Source organism: Pseudomonas sp. KH_024_B2 (genome assembly GCF_057839965.1).
This window is the reverse complement of record NZ_CM174502.1, coordinates 3176297-3195853: the sequence shown is the minus strand read 5'-3', so window position 1 is coordinate 3195853 and position 19557 is coordinate 3176297. Positions and strand designations below refer to the sequence as shown.

General features: G+C 57.4%; 14 protein-coding genes and 1 pseudogene. 10 read left to right on the top strand and 5 right to left on the bottom strand.

Going from position 1 to position 19557, the window contains the following annotated elements; all coding sequences use genetic code 11:
• Positions 1 to 127 precede the first annotated feature (127 nt).
• From AC3I0A_RS14950 to pgm, 3 genes are all read left to right on the top strand, one after another.
• Positions 128 to 1606, top strand: a complete 1479-nt coding sequence (locus AC3I0A_RS14950) for a hypothetical protein (protein ID WP_489372688.1) — start codon at positions 128 to 130, stop codon at positions 1604 to 1606.
• A gap of 109 nt (positions 1607 to 1715) precedes the next feature.
• Positions 1716 to 3119, top strand: coding sequence for an aminotransferase-like domain-containing protein (locus AC3I0A_RS14945; protein WP_489372687.1), 1404 nt, complete (start codon positions 1716 to 1718; stop codon positions 3117 to 3119).
• A 123-nt stretch (positions 3120 to 3242) separates the two neighbouring features.
• Positions 3243 to 4889 carry a phosphoglucomutase (alpha-D-glucose-1,6-bisphosphate-dependent) gene (gene pgm / locus AC3I0A_RS14940; protein WP_489372685.1) on the top strand — a complete coding sequence of 549 codons (1647 nt, stop codon included), beginning with the start codon at positions 3243 to 3245 and terminating at the stop codon, positions 4887 to 4889.
• Positions 4890 to 5141: 252 nt separating this feature from the next.
• On the opposite strand, the gene AC3I0A_RS14935 is transcribed toward pgm, so the two are convergent.
• On the bottom strand, positions 5142 to 5837 hold the full coding sequence (locus AC3I0A_RS14935; RefSeq protein WP_489372683.1) for a pirin family protein: 696 nt from the start codon (positions 5835 to 5837) through the stop codon (positions 5142 to 5144).
• Between the two features lie 266 nt (positions 5838 to 6103).
• On the opposite strand from AC3I0A_RS14935, the gene AC3I0A_RS14930 reads away from it, so the two are divergent.
• Complete coding sequence (locus tag AC3I0A_RS14930; protein ID WP_489372681.1) at positions 6104 to 8578, top strand: UvrD-helicase domain-containing protein; 2475 nt, start codon at positions 6104 to 6106, stop codon at positions 8576 to 8578.
• A gap of 62 nt (positions 8579 to 8640) precedes the next feature.
• On the opposite strand, the gene AC3I0A_RS14925 is transcribed toward AC3I0A_RS14930, so the two are convergent.
• A complete protein-coding gene (locus AC3I0A_RS14925) occupies positions 8641 to 8916 on the bottom strand; it encodes a DUF1652 domain-containing protein (protein ID WP_489372680.1) in 276 nt (91 codons plus the stop codon).
• A gap of 475 nt (positions 8917 to 9391) precedes the next feature.
• On the bottom strand, positions 9392 to 9622 hold the full coding sequence (locus tag AC3I0A_RS14920) for a hypothetical protein (protein ID WP_489378507.1): 231 nt from the start codon (positions 9620 to 9622) through the stop codon (positions 9392 to 9394).
• A 151-nt stretch (positions 9623 to 9773) separates the two neighbouring features.
• On the opposite strand from AC3I0A_RS14920, the gene AC3I0A_RS14915 reads away from it, so the two are divergent.
• Complete coding sequence (locus AC3I0A_RS14915) at positions 9774 to 11411, top strand: SulP family inorganic anion transporter (RefSeq protein WP_489372679.1); 1638 nt, start codon at positions 9774 to 9776, stop codon at positions 11409 to 11411.
• Positions 11412 to 11485: 74 nt separating this feature from the next.
• Here the strand turns inward: AC3I0A_RS14915 and AC3I0A_RS14910 are convergent, their stop codons facing one another.
• Complete coding sequence (locus tag AC3I0A_RS14910; RefSeq protein WP_489372677.1) at positions 11486 to 11674, bottom strand: CopG family transcriptional regulator; 189 nt, start codon at positions 11672 to 11674, stop codon at positions 11486 to 11488.
• A 160-nt stretch (positions 11675 to 11834) separates the two neighbouring features.
• On the opposite strand from AC3I0A_RS14910, the pseudogene AC3I0A_RS14905 reads away from it, so the two are divergent.
• From AC3I0A_RS14905 to AC3I0A_RS14885, 5 genes and pseudogenes are all read left to right on the top strand, one after another.
• Positions 11835 to 12113: pseudogene (locus tag AC3I0A_RS14905) on the top strand (P1 family peptidase); the annotation flags it as partial.
• 544 nt (positions 12114 to 12657) lie between these two features.
• Positions 12658 to 14436: a type I secretion system permease/ATPase gene (locus tag AC3I0A_RS14900; RefSeq protein WP_489378506.1), complete on the top strand. Its 1779-nt coding sequence runs from the start codon at positions 12658 to 12660 to the stop codon at positions 14434 to 14436.
• Complete coding sequence (locus AC3I0A_RS14895; RefSeq protein WP_489372676.1) at positions 14433 to 15767, top strand: HlyD family type I secretion periplasmic adaptor subunit; 1335 nt, start codon at positions 14433 to 14435, stop codon at positions 15765 to 15767. Before AC3I0A_RS14900 ends, AC3I0A_RS14895 begins: the two co-directional genes overlap by 4 nt.
• A gap of 28 nt (positions 15768 to 15795) precedes the next feature.
• Positions 15796 to 17136, top strand: coding sequence for a TolC family outer membrane protein (locus AC3I0A_RS14890; RefSeq protein ID WP_489372675.1), 1341 nt, complete (start codon positions 15796 to 15798; stop codon positions 17134 to 17136).
• Between the two features lie 84 nt (positions 17137 to 17220).
• On the top strand, positions 17221 to 19074 hold the full coding sequence (locus AC3I0A_RS14885; RefSeq protein ID WP_489372674.1) for a polyurethane esterase: 1854 nt from the start codon (positions 17221 to 17223) through the stop codon (positions 19072 to 19074).
• Between the two features lie 145 nt (positions 19075 to 19219).
• Here AC3I0A_RS14885 and AC3I0A_RS14880 read toward each other — a convergent pair whose 3' ends face one another.
• Positions 19220 to 19444 (bottom strand): YgdI/YgdR family lipoprotein, encoded by a 225-nt coding sequence (locus tag AC3I0A_RS14880; protein ID WP_489372673.1) that lies wholly within the window; start codon positions 19442 to 19444, stop codon positions 19220 to 19222.
• Positions 19445 to 19557 lie beyond the last annotated feature (113 nt).

The window sequence follows — 19557 nt, the reverse complement described above, 5'->3', positions numbered from 1 at the left end:
TGGGGTGTTAACATTCGGTAACTGATGTCTGTGGTGATGGGCGATATTACTTTTCCCGGAAACAGCAGGTGAGGCAAGGCCAATGATTGCCTGCTTAATACTGACTATATATTTCAGGAGTACGACAATGAGCGCTATTCACGATCAAGCAATGAACTATGTTTATCAGCAAGTATTGCACCGCTTGCTGGGGTATTTCTCCCGGGCAGAACGGACGGCATTGCAGCTTTTTATCCAGCGTCTGGTCATTGCCGCCGGGGGAATGGAGCGTATCGGTGACTACAAGGTGCTGGTGGTCCAGGCGGGCACCAGGGACAGCGGCTATACGCTGGCATTCTTGCGCGCCGCTCAGCTGAGCATTGCCGCCAGAGCTCCGAGCACTTTCAACCTGCGGATCGCGACCTTGCGCCATGCCTGGATGAGTCCGGCAGCCATGGCCAATGTTCATCGCAGTTACGGCGCCTTGTTCGTTTATGACGACCCACGGGTGGAGGTATTGATGCTCGATGAGCGCAATGTCCTGCCCTTTGATCATCTGACACCCATCTCCGATGCCGGGCGTGAGCGCAATCGTCGAAACGTGCTGCTGAGTGGCCACCTTTCGCCAGGCAAAAAGCGCTCGACGTTTCGCGATGAGTATCACCTGTCTATGGGTGACTTCTACGCAGTGATGACTCGCTGGGAGGGTGGCGTCGATACGCTGGTCAACGGCGACTCCCCTCGCGAGCAAAGACAGTACCTGTCCTGCTTCATACGCGCCGCACAGAGAATAGGGTTGTCGGTGCCGGGCACCAGTGCGCTCGATTTCGATGATCTGTTCAGGACACTGGACGAGTTCGGGGAGGATTATTATCGCGAACTATGCGCCGGCAATGATCAGGAAAACCTCGGCATCGCGGCTCGGGAGGCCAGTAGACCGGTGTCATATGTTGGCCTGCATGATTTGGTCGGTGGCAACGATGAGGAGCGATGGCCATTACTCAGCGAGTTTCTCGGGTTCCAGTTCGATCAGCTCACCTCGCATGTCGGCGAAAGCGAATGCGCCAGCCCTTTGTTGCTGGCTCACATGCGAGGCCTGCAGGCTCAGTTCGTACGCGGTAGGGGGTATGAGGAGGGGATTGCCGAATACCTGCAACGGGTCTCGGTCATGATGCGCAAGAAGAACCTGCCCGAGAAGGTTGTAGAGCAAGCGCTGCATGCCTACAGCAGCCCGGACAGGATTGAAGAGCGTCGCGCCCTGGCGAACGCTTACGCCCGGCAAACCCTGGGCCTGAATGAGACACAACTGGTTTGTCTGCTGTTCTCGCCCTTTGTCGACGAAGGTGCGGGTCTTGAGGACTTTCTGCGTCGTTGTCACCCCGGCATGCTGGTGGCCATACCCGAGTTGCATAAAGCACTGCGGACCCAGTCGGCGCCCGAGCAGGTCATGCAGTGGATGGTCGACGTCAGCGGCCTGCCGGTCAGCTTGCTTGGCAAGCTCTACAGCCTGCAGGTGGACGTTGATGACGAAGCATCGTTTGACGTTGACGACCCTGATCAATGCCGGGAAGGGCTTCTCATCCTCGATGGCCGTGGCGTGACGACCGAAAAGTCAGCGGGACGTTGAAGGGGTTTGAGTTGATTGGTTCAAAGAAAGTGTTCCCGTGTTCGCACGTACCGGGTATCGAAAAGCGCCGGCGGGCGTCCGGCACCTCCACGCGGGTCGGTCATTTCTCATGAAAGGAGTCAGACAAACCGATTTCGCTTATCAGGCGGTGTACCGCTATCTGACCAGTCTGATCAGCGAGGTGGGGACCGATGATGCCCGCGTCAAGCTGCCTTCCTTGCGACAGTTGGCGGACCGGCTGAATGTCTCCATTTCGACGATTCAGTATGCCTATTCACTGCTGGAAAAGGAGGGACGGGTCTATTCGGTCGCCAAGTCTGGCTACTATGCATTGCCGGTGTCCTCCAGCAGTTTTTACAGCAGTAGCAATGATCTGCTTGAGACGGTCTACGTCAGTGCCAGACGTCCGGACATGCTGGTGTTGAGCAACGACGAGCCGGCGTTGTTGCTTTCTCTGGACAGTCCCTTATTGCTCCTGGAGCGCGAGTTGGTGCGCCAATACCCGCGTCAGCTGCAGTCGCTGTCGCAGCCTTGTGGTGAGCTGGAACTGCGCACCGCCCTGGCGGCCCGCTACACCTCATCGCCGGTGCGTTACTGGCATGCGGACGATGTCTACATCGGCGCGGACCTGCGTGGTGTGCTGGAAATCCTCATCACAGTACTGGGACTCAAGGGCGCTACGGTGCTGGTGGAGTCGCCCTGTGACTGGGGAATTCTGCGCTTGCTCCAGACCGCAGGTGTATTGGTGATCGAGTTGCCACTGCAAGACAGTGGCTGCCTGGACCTCGATGCGCTCACCTATTTGCTGGAAACCCAAGTGGTGCGTCTAGTGATACTGTCCTCCGGCATCAGCATGCCGATGGGCAGCCTGATGCCGGTGAGCGAAAGACGACAGGTGGCGCAATTGCTGGAGCTGCACGGTTGCTGGGTGCTGGAGAACGACATCTACGGTGAACTGGCTTTTGAGCACACCCAATGGCGATTTCGTGATCTGGTCAATGCTGACCGGCTGATGGTGTTTTCGACGTTCGAGAAAGTCATCGGGCCGGAAGCGCCTTATGGGTATGTGCTTTCACGTCACTTGAGTGCCGAACTGCAGCGACATTTTCTCTTGCGGTCTTTTCGCTTGTCGCCGATCCGTCAGAAGGCCATTGCCCGTCTCTACACCAGTGGCCGCTTCGATCAACATCTGCAGGTGCTGCGCCGGTTATTGAAGGAACGCATGCAGCACATGATGCGGCTGCTGCAGGAGCGTATGGCCGACTCACTGCAATTCATCGTGCCTGCCGGTGGCGCGACTGTCTGGGTGCGCTCCTTGCGTCCGGTCGATTTACGTCGAGTATTCCAGCGCCTGCTCAAACAGCGGATCGTCGTTGCCCCCGGCGAACTGTTCAGCATTCACGGGCTTCATTCCCAGAGCCTGAGATTGAGTCACGCCTTCAACGGTCATCACGACCTGGATGCGGCGCTGAGCTATCTGGCGGATGCCTTGAGACTTGAACTGCTCGAGTGAGTGCTGCCGACAAACATCTCGGGAGGATGGGATATATAACATGGGATAGATAACGTCGCACAGTGGTCGAACTGCCAGTAAACTGCGTTTCTATCCCTGAATCATTCTTTCCAGAGGTTATGCATGACAATCAGTCCTTTTGCGGGCAAACCGGCACCGGCAGAACTCTTGGTCGATATCCCGCGACTGGTAACGGCCTATTACACCGGCCAACCTGATGCAGCAGTCTCCACACAACGCGTGGCTTTTGGCACTTCGGGACACCGTGGCAGCTCCTTCGAACTGAGCTTCAATGAATGGCATGTTCTGGCTATCAGTCAGGCCATCTGCCTGTATCGCGAAGCTCAGGGTATCGATGGTCCACTGTTTGTCGGCATCGACACCCATGCGCTCTCGACTCCGGCCGGAGCCAGCGCGCTGGAAGTGCTCGCGGCAAACGGCGTGACGGTAATGATCGCTGAAGGCGATGAATACACCCCGACACCGGCGATTTCCCACGCCATTCTTTGCTACAACCGCGGCCGCACCTCGGGCCTGGCCGACGGCATCGTCATCACGCCGTCGCATAACCCGCCGCAAAGCGGTGGCTACAAATACAACCCAACCAATGGCGGCCCGGCCGATACCCATATCACCAAATGGATCGAAGCCAAGGCCAACGAACTGCTGAGCAACAAGCTCGCCGGCGTAAAACGCATCAGTTACGAGCAGGCGCTGAAGGCCAGCACCACCCATCGTCATGACTACCTCAACACCTACGTTGCCGATCTGATCAATGTGATCGACATGGACGCCATTCGTGACGCCAAGCTGCGTCTGGGCGTAGACCCGTTGGGCGGAGCAGGGGTTCGCTACTGGTCGGCGATTGCCGAGCATTACCGTCTGGATCTGGACGTGGTCAACACCCAGGTTGACCCGACCTTCCGCTTCATGTCGGTGGATTGGGATGGTCAGATCCGCATGGACCCGTCTTCCAGCTACGCCATGCAAGGCTTGATCGGCCTTAAAGAGCGCTTCGACGTGGCCTTCGCCTGTGACCCGGACCACGACCGCCACGGTATCGTGACCCCGTCGGGCGGCTTGCTGGCGCCGAACAACTATCTGGCAGTCTCCATCGACTATCTGTTCCAGAACCGTCCGCAATGGCGTGCTGATGCTGCCGTGGGCAAGACTGTGGTCAGCAGTGGTTTGATCGATCGTGTCGCCAGGCGACTGGGTCGGCGTTTGTATGAAGTGCCGGTGGGTTTCAAATGGTTCGCCGACGGCTTGTTCGACGGCTCTTTGGGCTTCGGCGGCGAAGAAAGCGCCGGTGCCTCGTTCCTGCGCAAGGACGGCGGCGTCTGGAGTACCGACAAGGATGGTCTGATTCCAGCGCTGTTGGCGGCGGAAATGACCGCTCGTACCGGTCGCGATCCGAGCCAGATCTACCGCGCCTTGACCGATGAGTTGGGTGAGCCGTTCTCGGTGCGCGTCGATGCCAAGGCCAATCCTGAGCAGAAAGCCTTGCTCGGCAAGCTATCGCCGGATCAGGTCAAGTCGACCCAATTGGCCGGGGAAGCGATTCAAAGCATTCTCAGCCATGCACCGGGCAACGATCAGGCCATCGGTGGGTTGAAAGTCATGACTGAGAACGGCTGGTTCGCGGCACGCCCTTCGGGCACCGAAGACATCTACAAGATCTACGCCGAAAGCTTCATTGGTGAGGAGCATCTCAAGCAGCTGGTAGCAGAAGCTCAGACGTTGGTGGATGGGGCAATTTCTGTGAAGTGATTGAGGATGCCAGTCAGTTAAGAAAAAGGAGCGCCTAACACAAAACCTGTGGCGAGGGAGCTTGCTCCCGCTGGGGTGCGCAGCAGCCCTAAAATCGGTGATCGCGTTTTATCAGGTTGAACGCATTAGCCGGTTTACGACTGCTTCGCAGCCGAGCGGGAGCAAGCTCCCTCGCCACAGTTGATCGCGTAAACGCAGAAAAAAAAGGGGCGGCCAAACGGCCGCCTCTTTTTTCATCTGGCATTTACCGGATCAAGCCAGATCCACCAGCACGATTTCACTGTCTTCGATCGCGGTCACTCGCAGCACTTGCTCATGCTCGACTGCAACTCCGTCTCGAGCTTGCGCACGCAAGCCATTGATATCAATGACTCCAGTGGCTGGAACCAGATACGCCCGACGGCCACTGTCCAGGCGATATTCCGCAGTCTCACCAGCTTTCAGATTGGCTGCCACCAGTCGTGCATCGGCGCGAATGCGCAGGCTTTCAGCGTCGCCGGCCTTGCCGCTGGCCAGGGTGACGAAACCTTCGCGCTGCCCTTTGGGGAATGGCTTGGCGCCCCACGACGGAGCCGAACCGGCCTCATTCGGGATGATCCAGATCTGAAAAATCTTGGTCGCGGTCGACTCCAGGTTGTACTCGCTGTGGGCGATCCCGGTACCGGCACTCATCACCTGCACGTCACCGGCTTCGGTCCGGCCCTTGTTGCCCAGGTTGTCTTGGTGGCTGATCGCACCTTCGCGAACGTAGGTGATGATTTCCATGTCGCGGTGCGGGTGCTTCGGGAACCCGGTACCGGCAGCAATCACATCATCGTTCCATACGCGCAGGTTGCCCCAGTTCATGCGTTTGGGATCATGGTACTCGGCGAACGAAAAGTGGTGATGGGCATCCAACCAGCCATGGTCAGCACTGCCCAGGGATTTGAAGGGTCTGAGTTCAAGCATGATCGTCTCCTGTAAGGGTTCGTCATGTGGCAAGCCGCAGAACGATAACCGGTGGTTGATGGCGAGCATCATCTATCAAGCCAATATCGATAAAAAGCGGAAAAAATGCCTCAAACAAATCTAATTAATAGATATATCTGAGGCCAAGATTCTCTCTTTCAGCTTTCAGTTCATCGCTTAACCCAATGACGAATAAGCATTTCACTAGAAGTCATCGGTAAATGAAGCGACCATAGCCCTCAACAGCCTCACACCCTGGAGTCAGCGTGCCGCGACACACCCCCGATCTTCCTCCCGAACTCGTGCCTCTAGCCGAGATGCCGCTGTTCAAGCGACTTGCCGCCAGGTTTTTCGGCCACGGTCTTAATCGCTTGCGTGCCCAGCACCGTGCGTCCTGGCTGCATGGCCAGGCCGACGGCTTTCGTAGCGGCCACAGTGCTGGCGTGGATTACGGCTATAAAGAAGGCAAGCTCGAAGGTATCGAGGAAGGTCGGCAGGTTCTGCTGATTCGCGACACGCGCTCTAGCGAACACCGGGCGCCGGGTATCGATGACAACCTGTTCGATGACTGGCGCCTGCCGCTCACCGCCGAGTTGAAGAAGCGCATCAAGGCCGATGTGAGCCGGTTGCTCCCACCACAGGCGCAGCCCAGCGCAGCGCAGTGGAAAATGATCTTCAGCGACACACCTTCGACCTCGGTGATTGCCGGCGCGGGGGCGGGCAAGTCGACATCGCTGGTGCTGCGCATACTGTTGCTGACCCATTACCTGGGTTTTGAGCTGAGTTCTTTGACCGTGGTGACGTTCACCCGTGAGTCGCGCAAAGACTTCATCAATAAACTGATGGAGATGTTCGCCATCTGGGGGCGCACGCTGAGCCCCAAAGATGCCCGGGACGTGGTACGAACCTTCCACTCGCGAATTCTGCCGATGGTCCGCAGCCTGCCGGGCTTCGCTCGGTTGCAGGCCTTCGAGAATCTCAACGCTCGCTCGCTACTGGGCGATGACGGGGCTGACAGCAATCCGTTCGATCTACGGATCAATGACACTCAGCGTCAGTACCTGAATGCCTGTTACCAAGCTTTGCACGGCAGTGATGAACGTTTTCGCGAGTTGATCAAGCCACTGTCCCGGCACGCTTTGCAACTCAAGGAGCTGGAGCGTGATCACCCGGACGTGCAGAAGCGAGTCGCGGTAACCGAGCTTGCCGCCAAGCGTGATGAAGAACTCTGCGACACGCTCGAAGACCTGTGGTTTCGCGCGGGTGCCTGGCCGATCAAGGGCATCGAACCCAGCCGCCAGACATTCGAGATCAATGGCTCGTCATTCCATTGCCATGGCTATATTGCCGAACTGGATGCCTGGGTCGTTCTGGGCTTCGATCCTCGGGAGAATGCACAAGTCAGCCGGCCCGGAGCCAAATTGTCAGTCCGCGCGGAATGGGCGGTAAAGCGCACCCTATTTCAAGCTTTCTGTCGTAAGCCACTGATTTGGCTAGATAGTTATGAATCAGCGAAACGAGTTTTATCGTCGCTGGCGGGGGATGCCAGCGCTGGCCCGGGTTTCGATTACAAGGTCAAAGGCGAGCTGAGTTCCGCGCCACTGCTGGATTGTTTTGTCTTTGCTGCCAGTTTTATCGAGAACCTGGGGCTGGATGTACCCGCCGCCGTAGGGCAGATGACTTTTGCCAAGGACGATCCGGATCGCTACTTCTTTGAAGCCCTGAGCCTTTTCTGGCGAGCGCTGGAAGATCACTTGCTCGATCAATCGCCGCCGATCATGACCTATAACCGCATGTTCGCCTTGTTCAGTGAGCATTCACCGGAAAACTTAAAGTTGCTCAGCGATGAGCTGCTGAGACCGTTGTCGCACTTGATGATCGACGAGTTTCAGGACGTTTCGCCGCAAATCGTTTCCTGGATTCGCGCGAGCCTGCGGGAGATTCGCAGTCGTGGCCCGGCCATGCATGTCGGTCGGGGCGCGCAACGTTCATCGCTACTGTGCGTCGGTGATGACTGGCAATCGATCTACGGCTGGCGCGGCAGTTCACCGAAATACTTCATGGAATTCAACAAGGAGTTTCCCTCTGCGAGCACCACACGGGTCATGCTCAGTGAAAACTACCGCAGTCATCAGCACATCATCGACGCGGCAGAGCATATCGTCCGTGGTGCTGCGGCGATTACCGGGAAAAAGGCCAAGGCCAGCGGCGAACCCAAAGAATTGCTGCCGGTGAACATCATGGATCGGGACGACCAAGGGCTGGCCAAGCGCTTGATCGAGCATTATGGAAACGGCGACTCAGTCTTGATGTTGTTTCGAAAAAGCAGCGATAAGTTATTGATAGAAGAGCATATTAAGTCTGTAGTTAATGTTGATTCTAGATTGCCTGTCGAGGATCGACGACTCAAACAACTGACCTACCACAGCTCCAAAGGCCTACAGGCAGACGCGGTGTTTCTGTTGGGCGATTGCCAGCATCTGACCAGTTCACCTTACAAGAATCAGGTTTACCGAATGGCCGGGCTGGCCAGGGATGGCGATGCCGAACCTTATGACAGCGCCCAGAAAGACGAAATCCTGCGCCTGGCGTATGTCGGTATCACTCGGGCAGTGAAACATTGTTACTGGTATGTCGATGGCCAGGATGCGCAAGCGGCCAATGTCCCGAAGGCCTCCGACCGGATTGCCAGGGACAAGGCGTTCTTTGCCGATCAGCGGGGGATGAAGGTTCAGGCTTGAGCAGAGTGTTGTATCCAGCAAAAAGCCCACAAACTGTGGGCTTTTTGTCGGAATATCAATGGCTAACCAACACTTCTCAATCCAACGGGTGGAATGAAGGATTCAAGCTCATCTTCTACCGCCTCGATTATTCGCTCTACATCGGCGGCGTTCATCACTGTTGCACAAGGGATACCGGCAATGGCAATCATGGTTTCGCCGCTGGCACGGTCGAACAACCGGGCAATCATACTGTCCGGTGCATCCATACTGGCCTCGAAGCCCATGGGATGAAAATGCCAGCGCATGAGCTGGCAGGCATTCGGAAAAGTGACCTTGCTGAAAAAGACTTGATTCATGTGTTGCCCACCTCATTTCATTGAGCGCGTCCTTGAGCTCGCGGTAGGAACGGAAGGGCCGTTACTGGCCCAACCTGTGTAGTGCTTAAAAGTAGCAGTCCCTGTGGAAGGCATGAGGTTTTTTTCAAACCGTTTGGCTATTGCTTGAAAAAACTTTGATGTAGGTCATGTTCCACCGATCGTTAGGCAAAGTGCCGCTATGTCTGGCATCCAGCGACCGCGCCGTGGCGGCGCAAGCTCGCCAGTCGTGTGGCGGACTTCATGGGCGGCTTCATGCAGCAGTAGCTCGCCGAAAACAAATAGAAGCGGGCGACGCCCTGATGTTGCCAACCAACAGCGCCGGGATCCGGGATATCCAGGAAACCGAAATGGCACCTGTCAGGTACCGAGATGCACAACCCAAAGCTCTTCGTTTTGGCTAGGTAGGCGTTTGATTTTCACTGACATGATGACACCTTCAGATTTGAGCTAACGGTTAAAAATGGATTTCTGCGTTCTTGATCCCCAGATCGCGGAGCTCGTCAATCAAGTCATCCAAACGTGCAAATGTCTCTACCTCTTCTTTGTCATCGACCAGGAAATAGCTCCTTCCCAAGTCCTTTTTGAAGAACACAATCCATTCCTTGGTGTTGGTCGGATTTGCAATCACATGGGTGTCGAAGACAATTCCTTCAGAATGTTTGGCTTGCACATCATTACGGTTCATTTCAGCTACCACGCTAGGTGTGCTCTCGCACGTTGTTACTTTCAGTACAGGGTCAAGGGGCTGCTCACCAGCTTGAAAGCAGCGGATCAAGACCTTTGTCATTATCACAGCATGTTAATATTATGCACATGCACCTTTTGAGGAGCTAGTCATGATTGCAGTGCGTGAAGCGTGGAAAGCAGGTCTGTTTGGCCGCGATCAGTGGATACGGAACCTGGTTTGCGGCGTGATTGTTGGGGTCGTGGCGTTGCCACTGGCAATGGCATTTGCCATCGCGTCAGGTGTAAAGCCTGAACAAGGCATCTACACAGCGATTATTGCCGGTGTGCTGGTTTCACTATTGGGCGGGAGTCGGTTGCAGATTGCGGGTCCAACGGGTGCCTTCATCGTGATTTTGGCGAGCATCACGAGCAAATATGGCGTTGATGGTCTGCAAATCGCCACGATGATGGCCGGTATGATTCTGTTGCTGTTGGGGGTTACTCGGCTTGGCTCAATTATCAAATTTATTCCTGATCCAGTGATTGTGGGGTTTACCGCTGGTATTGGAGTGATTATCTGGGTTGGGCAGTGGAAGGACTTTTTCGGCCTGCCAAAGATCAGTGGAGAGCATTTTCACGAGAAGCTTTGGCATCTGCTGCAGGTTCTCCCTGATCTGCATATGGCCACTACGTTCTTGGCCGTCGTCAGCCTCGTCCTCGCCATCACCGCGTCCAAAGTGCCTGGGCTCCGGCGAGTGCCTGGTCCACTGGTGGCGATGATCGTCGCCACGGCCATCCAGTCAGTATTCCATTTCGAGGGTGTGGCCACGATTGGCAGCGCCTTCGGAGGTATTCCCCAAGGGCTGCCAGAGATAAGCTTGCCTGAAGTTACATTGCCTCGCGTCATTGAGCTGATTGGTCCAGCATTTGCGATTGCCATGCTGGGGGCAATCGAATCGCTTCTCTCAGCGGTAGTAGCCGACGGCATGGCAGGTACCAAGCATGATTCCAATCAGGAGCTGATCGGGCAAGGCATCGCCAATCTGGTAGCCCCATTATTTGGTGGCTTCGCAGCCACTGGAGCGATTGCGCGCACGGCGACCAACATTCGTAACGGCGGTACCAGCCCGCTGGCGGGCATCATGCATGCCGTCACTCTGTTGCTGATCATTCTGTTTCTGGCACCGTTGGCTTCCAACATCCCGCTGTGCGCCCTGGCCGCGATCCTGTTTGTCGTCGCCTATAACATGAGTGAGCTGAAACACTTCAGGCGTATGGTCCAGCGGGCACCTCGTGCCGACGTGGCAATCCTGCTCATCACCTTCGGTCTCACCGTGTTCAGTGACTTGGTGATCGCGGTGAATATCGGTGTCATTCTCGCGATGTTGCACTTCATGCGCCGCATGGCTGAGTCTGTTGAGGTGCAACAGGTCGTCGAGCAAGAGCTCGAGGCTGAGCTACGAGTCAATGGCCATGCCCATTTACCGCCGGGAGTTCTGGTCTATACGATTGAAGGACCGCTATTCTTCGGTGCTGCGGAGACCTTCGAGCGCGCATTGGCACAGACCCACACTGATCCACGCATGCTGGTTATTCGCCTCAAGCGTGTGCCATTCATGGATATCACAGGCCTGCAGACGTTGCAGGAGGTCATTGAGCAACTGCACAAGCGGAATATCGTGGTGAAGCTCTGTGAGGCAAACAAGAAAGTTTTGAGCAAACTCGACAAAGCGGGGATCCTGCAGGAGATTGGCAGGAAGCATTATCATGACGAACTCCACGCCGCTTTGGGGAGCGACGAGGAGTAAAAGAAAACTCCGCTACAACCAGGTCTGCTTTGGGTGAGGTGAGTCGACCAGGTGGAGCCAACTCTATCGCAGAGTCATGATCGAGCGCTGACAGCTATTTTGCTCTTGGTTGCATAGGTGACACCGTGAGTGTCCAGGTATTCACGGATCAACTGCCGGACGACCTGCGAAGGCGTCAGGTCCTGTGCCGCGCAAAGCTCCTCGAACGCTTTTTTCTTGATGGGATCTATGAGCACAGTGAGACGTGCAGTCTTGCGTTCCATGGGGTATCCGCTCATTCAAATCGATAGATGTTAATCAAATTATAATGATGACGTCTTGTGCTGTCACTGCAAAGGCTCTGCAGAGAGTGAAGCGAGCCCTGGGGGGATTCATCTGGTGCGGTGATCGGATCAAGCTCTTGTGGTGGGATGGCGATGGTTGAGCGGCGATATCTTCCTGGCCTTCGCCACCGGCAACCATAACCTGCCGCCCGCGGACTATGGGCGCAAGGATCTGCCGCTGAGCACTCCTCTGGAGATGCTGAACAATGACCATATTTCACCCTTGTCCAGCGCTGCCGCCGAAGCGGTGGAGGAGGCGATCATCAATGCACTGTTGGCAGGTGAAGACATGAATACGGCCGACGGAACCTTAGTTCCTGCGCTCGAAGCGGATGTGTTGCGGCAAGCATTAAGCTCGACCGGATGGAGCAAGCGTTAGTTGCCGAAAACTGCGACGCAGCGAACAAAAACTAACTTACGCCTATTTAAATTTTAAATAGTAGATTGTCGGACAATTTGGCGGGGTGCGAAATAACCAAGAATATTTATAGCTTGCAGGCGTTGTTTTCGGGCGTTTGCTGGAACAACACAGTTTGACGTCAAAAAAAGTAGTGGACGTTTGTTTTCGAATTGTGTCAGCTTTCTTTTCCCGAACCGGACGGCCTATCGCTGACGGGTAAAGAGGGCTCGAGAATTATTCATTTAACCCGACAAAAAGAAGGGCTCTACCAAGCCACTTTGAAGTCCGAGACAGTGCTTATTCTGCAACGCGCTCAGTAATAGAGAACAACTGTGCGCTGAGTATTATCGGAGATGCTTATATTCGCTCGCCCGCAATTTAGAACTTGCAGGTCATTAAATGGCTGGATCGTTATTTTTTCTGATAATGGCGTTTCAAACATCCAATAACGTTTCGACGTGGGTGCGGACATTCTATTGAACCCTCGCCGAACTGCCGCGCGGAATATTAGCTCATGGGACTAATGAAGATGGCGAAGACCACCTCCACTGCACCGTTATTGAAGGCACTGGGCGATTATAAGAACACCCTGATCAGCGTCGGCTGTTTCACCGCGCTGATCAACGTGCTGATGTTGGTACCGTCGATCTATATGCTCCAGGTCTACGACCGGGTGCTCTCTTCGCAGAACGAAACCACCCTGGCCATGTTGACCTTGATGGTGGTCGGGTTCTTCGCGTTTATCGGCGTGCTGGAAATCATCCGCAGCTTCATCGTCATCCGTATCGGCAGCCAGTTGGAGCGGCGCTTCAACCTGCAGGTCTACAGCGCCGCGTTCGAGCGCAACCTGTTCAAGGGCGAGGGCAACGCCGGGCAATCGCTGGGGGATCTCACCCATATTCGCCAGTTCGTCACGGGGCCTGCGCTGTTCGCCTTCTTCGACGCACCCTGGTTCCCGGTCTATCTGTTGGTTATTTTCCTGTTCAATACCTGGCTCGGCGTGCTGGCCACGGCTGGCGCCTTGCTGTTGATCGCGCTGGCCTGCCTCAACGAGGCCATGACCAAAAAGCCGCTGGGTGAAGCCAGTGGCTATTCGCAAAAATCCAGCCAGTTGGCCACCAGTCATTTGCACAATGCCGAAACCATCCAGGCCATGGGCATGCTCGGGGTTTTGCGCAAACGCTGGTTTGCGCTGCATTCACGTTTTCTCGGGTTGCAGAATCAGGCCAGCGACACCGGCGCGATCATCAGTTCCCTGAGTAAAACCCTGCGCCTGTGTCTGCAATCGCTGGTGCTGGGGCTGGGCGCGTTGCTGGTGATCAAAGGCGACATGAGCGCCGGGATGATGATTGCCGGCTCGATCCTGATGGGCCGGGTCTTGAGCCCGATCGATCAATTGATCGCGGTGTGGAAGCAATGGAGTTCGGCGAAGCTCGCCTACCGGCGCCTGGACAGCTTGCTGCAAGAGTTCCCGCCCAGCGACAGCGCCATGGCCTTGCCGGCGCCTAAAGGTCAGGTGGCTTTCGAGCAGGTCAGCGCCGGCCCACCGGGCAAGCGCGCAGCGACCTTGCATCAGCTCAGTTTCAGCCTCGGGGCGGGCGAAGTACTTGGCGTGCTGGGCGCGTCCGGCTCGGGTAAATCCACATTGGCGCGGGTGCTGGTGGGAGTCTGGCCGACGCTGGCCGGCACGGTGCGTCTGGACGGCGCCGATATCCATCGCTGGAATCGCGATGATCTCGGCCCCTACATCGGCTATCTGCCGCAGGACATCGAACTGTTCAGCGGCAGCATAGCCGAAAACATCGCGCGGTTTCGCGACAGCGACCCGCAGAAAGTCGTCGAAGCCGCCCGGCAAGCCGGTGTTCACGAACTGATTCTGCGTCTGCCACAAGGTTACGACACGGTTCTAGGGGAAGACGGCAGCGGCCTGTCCGGTGGTCAAAAGCAGCGCGTGGCTTTGGCCCGCGCGCTGTATGGCGGTCCGAGCCTGGTGGTGCTCGATGAGCCGAACTCGAACCTGGACACCGTCGGCGAGGCCGCGTTGGCAGCCGCCATCGCACAGATGAAAGCCCAGGGCACCAGCGTGATTCTGGTGACTCACCGTTCCTCGGCATTGGCCCAGGCCGACAAGCTGCTGGTGCTCAACGAAGGGCGACTGCAAGCCTTCGGCCCCAGCCATGAGGTGCTCAAGGCGCTGTCCGGCGCTCAGGAACAGCAACGGGAAAAAGCCCCGTCTCCGACACCGACCGGGCTCAGCCTGAGCCGCCAGTATCAGGCTTCAACCAAGGGGGCCGGCGCATGAGCAAGGACTGCGACATGACACTCGAACAAGGTTATGCGCCGGAGCGTCCTGAGCGCGACGCGCGCTTTTTTGCCCGCATGGGCTGGATTCTGGCCGTGGTCGGCGCCGGCAGTTTCTTTACCTGGGCCAGCCTCGCACCGCTCGATCAAGGGATTGCGGTGCAGGGTACCGTGGTGGTTTCGGGTAAGCGCAAAGCCGTGCAATCGCTCAGCGGTGGTGTCGTCAGCCGGATTCTGGTGCGCGAAGGCGAGGCGGTGAAGCAGGGCCAGCCGTTGTTTCGGCTGGATCAGACTCAGGTCGCGGCCGACGTTCAATCCCTGCAGGCGCAATACCGGATGGCCTGGGCCAGCCTGGCGCGCTGGCAGAGTGAGCGCGACAACCTCAAGCAGGTCAACTTTCCTGCAGAGTTGAGCAGCGATCCCGACCCGCGACTGGCGCTGGTGCTCGAAGGTCAGCGGCAACTGTTCAGCAGCCGCCGCCAAGCGTTTGCCCGGGAGCAGGCCGGCATCCGCGCCAACATCGAAGGCGCCACCGCGCAGCTGGCCGGTATGCGCCGTGCCCGCACCGATCTGAGCGCACAGGCCGAGTCCCTGCGTGAGCAACTGAACAACCTGCGCCCGCTCGCGGCCAACGGTTACATCCCACGCAACCGCTTGATGGAGTACCAACGACAGTTGTCGCAGGTGCAACAGGACCAGGCGCAAAACACCGGTGAAAGCGGCCGCATCGAGCAGGGCATCCTCGAGTCGCGCTTGAAGCTGCAACAACACAGCGAGGAGTACCAGAAAGAAGTCCGCAGCCAACTGGCTGAAGCACAACTGAAAAGCCTGACCCTGGAACAGCAGCTCCGCTCGGCCGGGTTTGACCTGCAACACAGCCAGATCGATGCGCCCGCCGACGGTATCGCAGTGAACCTCGGCGTGCACACCGAAGGCGCGGTGGTGCGGCCCGGTGAAACGTTGCTGGAGATCGTTCCCCAAGGCACCCGCCTGGAGGTGGAAGGGCATCTGCCGGTGAACCTGATCGACAAGGTCGGTGGCAACTTGCCGGTGGACATCCTGTTCACCGCCTTCAACCAGAGCCGCACCCCCCGTGTGGCCGGCGAGGTCAGCCTGATTTCGGCCGACCAGATGGTCGATGAGAAATCCGGCGTGCCCTATTACGTGCTGCGCAGCAGTGTCAGCGATGTGGCCATGGAGCAGCTCAACGGGCTGGTGATCAAACCCGGCATGCCCGCGCAAATGTTCGTGCGCACCGGCGAGCGTTCACTCCTCAATTACTTGTTCAAACCTCTGCTCGATCGGGCAGGCTCCGCATTGACCGAGGAATAGGAATGTTCCGTCGTATGAGTTCCGTCGTATGAACAAGCTTTCCATTCTCGGGGCAACCTTGGCGTTCCTTGCTTGCAGCAGTGTGATGGCCATGGGGCCGTTTCAGGTCTATGAGCAGGCGCTGCGCAATGATCCGGTGTTTCTCGGCGCCATGAAGGAGCGCGATGCCGGCCTGGAAAACCGCGCCATTGGTCGCGCCGGGCTGCTGCCGAAACTGGGTTACAACTACAACAAGGGTCGCAACCATTCCAAGGCGACTTATCTGGATACCCAGCGCGGTACCCAGCATGACGATCGCAACTACAACAGCTACGGTTCGACCCTCACCCTGCAACAGCCTTTGATCGACTACGAGGCCTATGCCTCCTACCGCAAAGGCGTGGCCCAGGCGCTGTTCGCCGACGAAAACTTTCGCAGTAAAAGTCAGGAGCTGTTGGTCCGGGTGCTGACCTCCTATACCCAGGCGCTGTTTGCCCAGGATCAGATCGACATTGCGCAGGCCAAGAAAAAAGCCTTCGAACAGCAGTTCCAGCAGAACGAACAGATGTTTCGTCAGGGCGAGGGCACCCGCACCGACATTCTCGAGGCCGAATCGCGCTACGAACTGGCGACCGCCGAAGAAATCGAAGCGCGGGACGAGCAGGACGCAGCCTTGCGCGAACTGGGCGCGCTGATTGGCGTGCCGGCGGTCGACATCGCCGATCTGGCACCGCTGAGCGACGGGTTCCAGTCCTTTACCCTGCAACCGGCCAACTTCGATACCTGGCATGAACTGGCGGTCAGCAACAACCCGACGCTCGCTTCCCAGCGTCAGGCGCTGGAAGCCGCACAGTTCGAGGTCGAGCGCAATCGCGCCGGGCACCTGCCCAGGGTCAGCGCCTACGCCTCCGTTCGGCAAAACGAGTCGGAAAGCGGCAACACCTACAACCAGCGCTATGACACCAACACCATTGGCGTCGAAGTCAGCGTGCCGCTGTATGCCGGTGGCGGTGTGTCCGCGTCCACCCGTCAGGCCAGCCGTTCGATGGAGCAGGCCGAGTACGAACTCGAGGCGAAAACCCGGGAAACCCTGATCGAACTGCGGCGCCAGTTCAGCGCCTGTCTGTCCGGGGTCAGCAAACTGCGGGCGTATCAGAAAGCCCTGCGCTCGGCCGAGGCGCTGGTGGTTTCGACCAGACAAAGCATCCTCGGTGGCGAGCGGGTCAACCTCGACGCCTTGAATGCCGAGCAGCAGCTCTACACCACCCGCCGGGATCTGGCCCGCGCCCGTTATGACTATTTAATGGCCTGGACCAAATTGCATTACTACGCCGGCACCTTGCGCGAAGACGATCTGGCCAAGGTCGACGAGGCCTTCATGCCCCGTTAAGTAACCTGCTAACCCGCGAGTGAAAGGGTAATAACTGCTGCGTGAGCTATCTCGAACAATTCCAACAAAAAGAGAGGCAATACCATGGGTGTCTATGACTACAAAAACCTCGGTTCAGAGGACTCCAAAGCGCTGTTTGCCGATGCGCTGGCGATCACGCTTTACTCCTACCACAACCTCGATAACGGCTTTGCCACCGGTTACCAGGACAATGGCTTCGGGTTGGGGCTGCCGGCCACGCTGGTCACTGCGTTGATTGGCGGCACCGATTCTCAGGGGGTCATTCCCGGCATTCCGTGGAACCCTGACTCGGAAAAAGCCGCATTGGACGCCGTGCAGCAAGCCGGCTGGACGCCGATCAGCGCAGGTCAACTGGGCTATGACGGCAAGGTCGACGCACGCGGAACCTTCTTCGGTGAAAAGGCCGGTTACACCACGGCGCAGGTCGAAGTGCTCGGCAAGTACGATGCAAGCGGCCATTTGACCTCGATCGGTATTGCCTTTCGCGGCACCAGCGGGCCAAGGGAGTCAGAGATCAGCGACTCCATCGGCGACGTCATCAATGACCTGATGGCAGCCCTCGGGCCAAAAGACTATGCGAAGAACTACGCTGGCGAAGCCTTTGGTTTACTGCTCAGCGACGTCGCCGCGTTTGCCAGTGCCAACGGTCTTACCGGCAAGGACGTTCTGGTCAGCGGCCATAGTCTCGGCGGTCTGGCAGTCAACAGCCTGGCGGACTTGAGTGCCGATCACTTTTCGGGTTTCTACCAAGACGCCAGCTACATCGCTTACGCATCGCCTACCCAAAGCAGCACCGACAAAGTATTGAACATCGGCTACGAAAACGATCCGGTGTTCCGCGCGCTGGACGGCTCGTCATTCAGCCTGGCATCGCTGGGCGTACACGATGCCCATCAGGATACGGCGACCAATAACATCGTCAGCTTCAACGACCACTATGCGTCCACGGCCTGGAACATCCTGCCATTTTCCATCCTCAACATTCCGACCTGGATTTCCCATCTGCCCACCGGTTACGGCGACGGCATGACCCGGGTGCTTGAATCGCAGTTCTACGATCTGACGAGCAAGGACTCGACCATCATCGTCGCCAATCTCTCGGACCCGGCCCGCAGCAATACCTGGGTCCAGGACCTGAACCGCAACGCTGAAACCCACAAGGGCAGCACCTTCATCATCGGCACTGACGCTGCAGACCTGATTCAGGGCGGTGGCGGCAACGACTACCTCGAAGGCCGCGACGGCAATGACACCTTCAGGGAAGGTGGAGGCTACAACATCCTGCTGGGTGGCAAGGGCAGCAACACCCTGGACGTGCAGCAGTCGGTGAAAAACTTCGATTTCGCCAACGACGGCGCCGGGACGCTGTATGTTCGCGATGCCAACGGCGGCATCAGCATCACCCGCGACATCGGCACGCTGACCAGCAAGGAACCGGGGTTCATGTGGGGGCTGTTCAAGGATGACGTCACCCACAGCGTCACCAACAATGGCCTGCTGGCCGGCACCAGCCTGACCCAGTATGAGTCATCGGTGAAGGGCGATGTCGGCGACAACACGCTCAAGGCGCACGTTGGCGGCGACTGGCTGTTCGGCCTGGACGGCAATGACCACTTGATCGGCTCCACCGGCAACGACATCTTCGTCGGCGGCGCGGGCAATGACCTTTTGGAGTCGGGGGGCGGTAGCAATACCTTCCTGTTCAGCGGTGATTTTGGCAACGACAAAATCATTGGCTACCAGTCCACCGACAAACTGGTGTTCCTGGGGGTTGAAGGCGTGGGCCAGAGTTATGACTACCGCGAGCACGCCACGGCGGTGGGCAGCGACACGCTGCTGACCTTTGGCGACGATTCGGTGACGCTGGTCGGTGTCGGGCTGGATCATCTGTCCGGCGCGGGTATCGTCATCGCCTAATCCTGGAGAAATGATCGTTCCCACGCTCTGCGTGGGAATGCCTCACTGGACGCTCTGCGTCCGCTCTTGAATGTGACGCGGAGCGTCACGGGCTGCATTCCCACGCGGAGCGTGGGAACGATCCGGCAGCTGCAGGTCTCAGGTTTCAATCTTCCTGGCGAACGGTGGCGACATCATCCGCCTTGACCTTGACGTGTTTACCCGAGATGTCATCGAATTCATAAGTACCATCACTGTTCTTGGTTTGCGGAGTGTCCTTGGTCAAGTACTGAGTGCCGTTCTGCAGGGTGACTACCGTCGCAGAAGAGCAGCCGCCCAACGCCAGAAACGCCATGACTGCCAGGGGCAAGCCCAGGATTCTGATGTTCATACTCAAACCTCTCGTTCAAAAAAAATCCGCATCCCTCGGCTGAAGGGAGTCATGAATGCAGTGATATCGGTGTTGGTGTAATTAACGGAAAGAAAGTTCGCACCGCCCTGAAA

What these genes read in the sequence shown, in the direction of transcription:
- AC3I0A_RS14950 (WP_489372688.1), top strand. Translation starts at nt 128, where the DNA reads ATGAGCGCTATTCACGATCAAGCAATGAACTATGTTTATCAGCAAGTA.
- AC3I0A_RS14945 (WP_489372687.1), top strand. Translation starts at nt 1,716, where the DNA reads ATGAAAGGAGTCAGACAAACCGATTTCGCTTATCAGGCGGTGTACCGC.
- pgm (WP_489372685.1), top strand. Translation starts at nt 3,243, where the DNA reads ATGACAATCAGTCCTTTTGCGGGCAAACCGGCACCGGCAGAACTCTTG.
- AC3I0A_RS14935 (WP_489372683.1), bottom strand. Translation starts at nt 5,837, where the DNA reads ATGCTTGAACTCAGACCCTTCAAATCCCTGGGCAGTGCTGACCATGGC.
- AC3I0A_RS14925 (WP_489372680.1), bottom strand. Translation starts at nt 8,916, where the DNA reads ATGAATCAAGTCTTTTTCAGCAAGGTCACTTTTCCGAATGCCTGCCAG.
- AC3I0A_RS14920 (WP_489378507.1), bottom strand. Translation starts at nt 9,622, where the DNA reads ATGAACCGTAATGATGTGCAAGCCAAACATTCTGAAGGAATTGTCTTC.
- AC3I0A_RS14915 (WP_489372679.1), top strand. Translation starts at nt 9,774, where the DNA reads ATGATTGCAGTGCGTGAAGCGTGGAAAGCAGGTCTGTTTGGCCGCGAT.
- AC3I0A_RS14910 (WP_489372677.1), bottom strand. Translation starts at nt 11,674, where the DNA reads ATGGAACGCAAGACTGCACGTCTCACTGTGCTCATAGATCCCATCAAG.
- AC3I0A_RS14900 (WP_489378506.1), top strand. Translation starts at nt 12,658, where the DNA reads ATGAAGATGGCGAAGACCACCTCCACTGCACCGTTATTGAAGGCACTG.
- AC3I0A_RS14895 (WP_489372676.1), top strand. Translation starts at nt 14,433, where the DNA reads ATGAGCAAGGACTGCGACATGACACTCGAACAAGGTTATGCGCCGGAG.
- AC3I0A_RS14890 (WP_489372675.1), top strand. Translation starts at nt 15,796, where the DNA reads ATGAACAAGCTTTCCATTCTCGGGGCAACCTTGGCGTTCCTTGCTTGC.
- AC3I0A_RS14885 (WP_489372674.1), top strand. Translation starts at nt 17,221, where the DNA reads ATGGGTGTCTATGACTACAAAAACCTCGGTTCAGAGGACTCCAAAGCG.
- AC3I0A_RS14880 (WP_489372673.1), bottom strand. Translation starts at nt 19,444, where the DNA reads ATGAACATCAGAATCCTGGGCTTGCCCCTGGCAGTCATGGCGTTTCTG.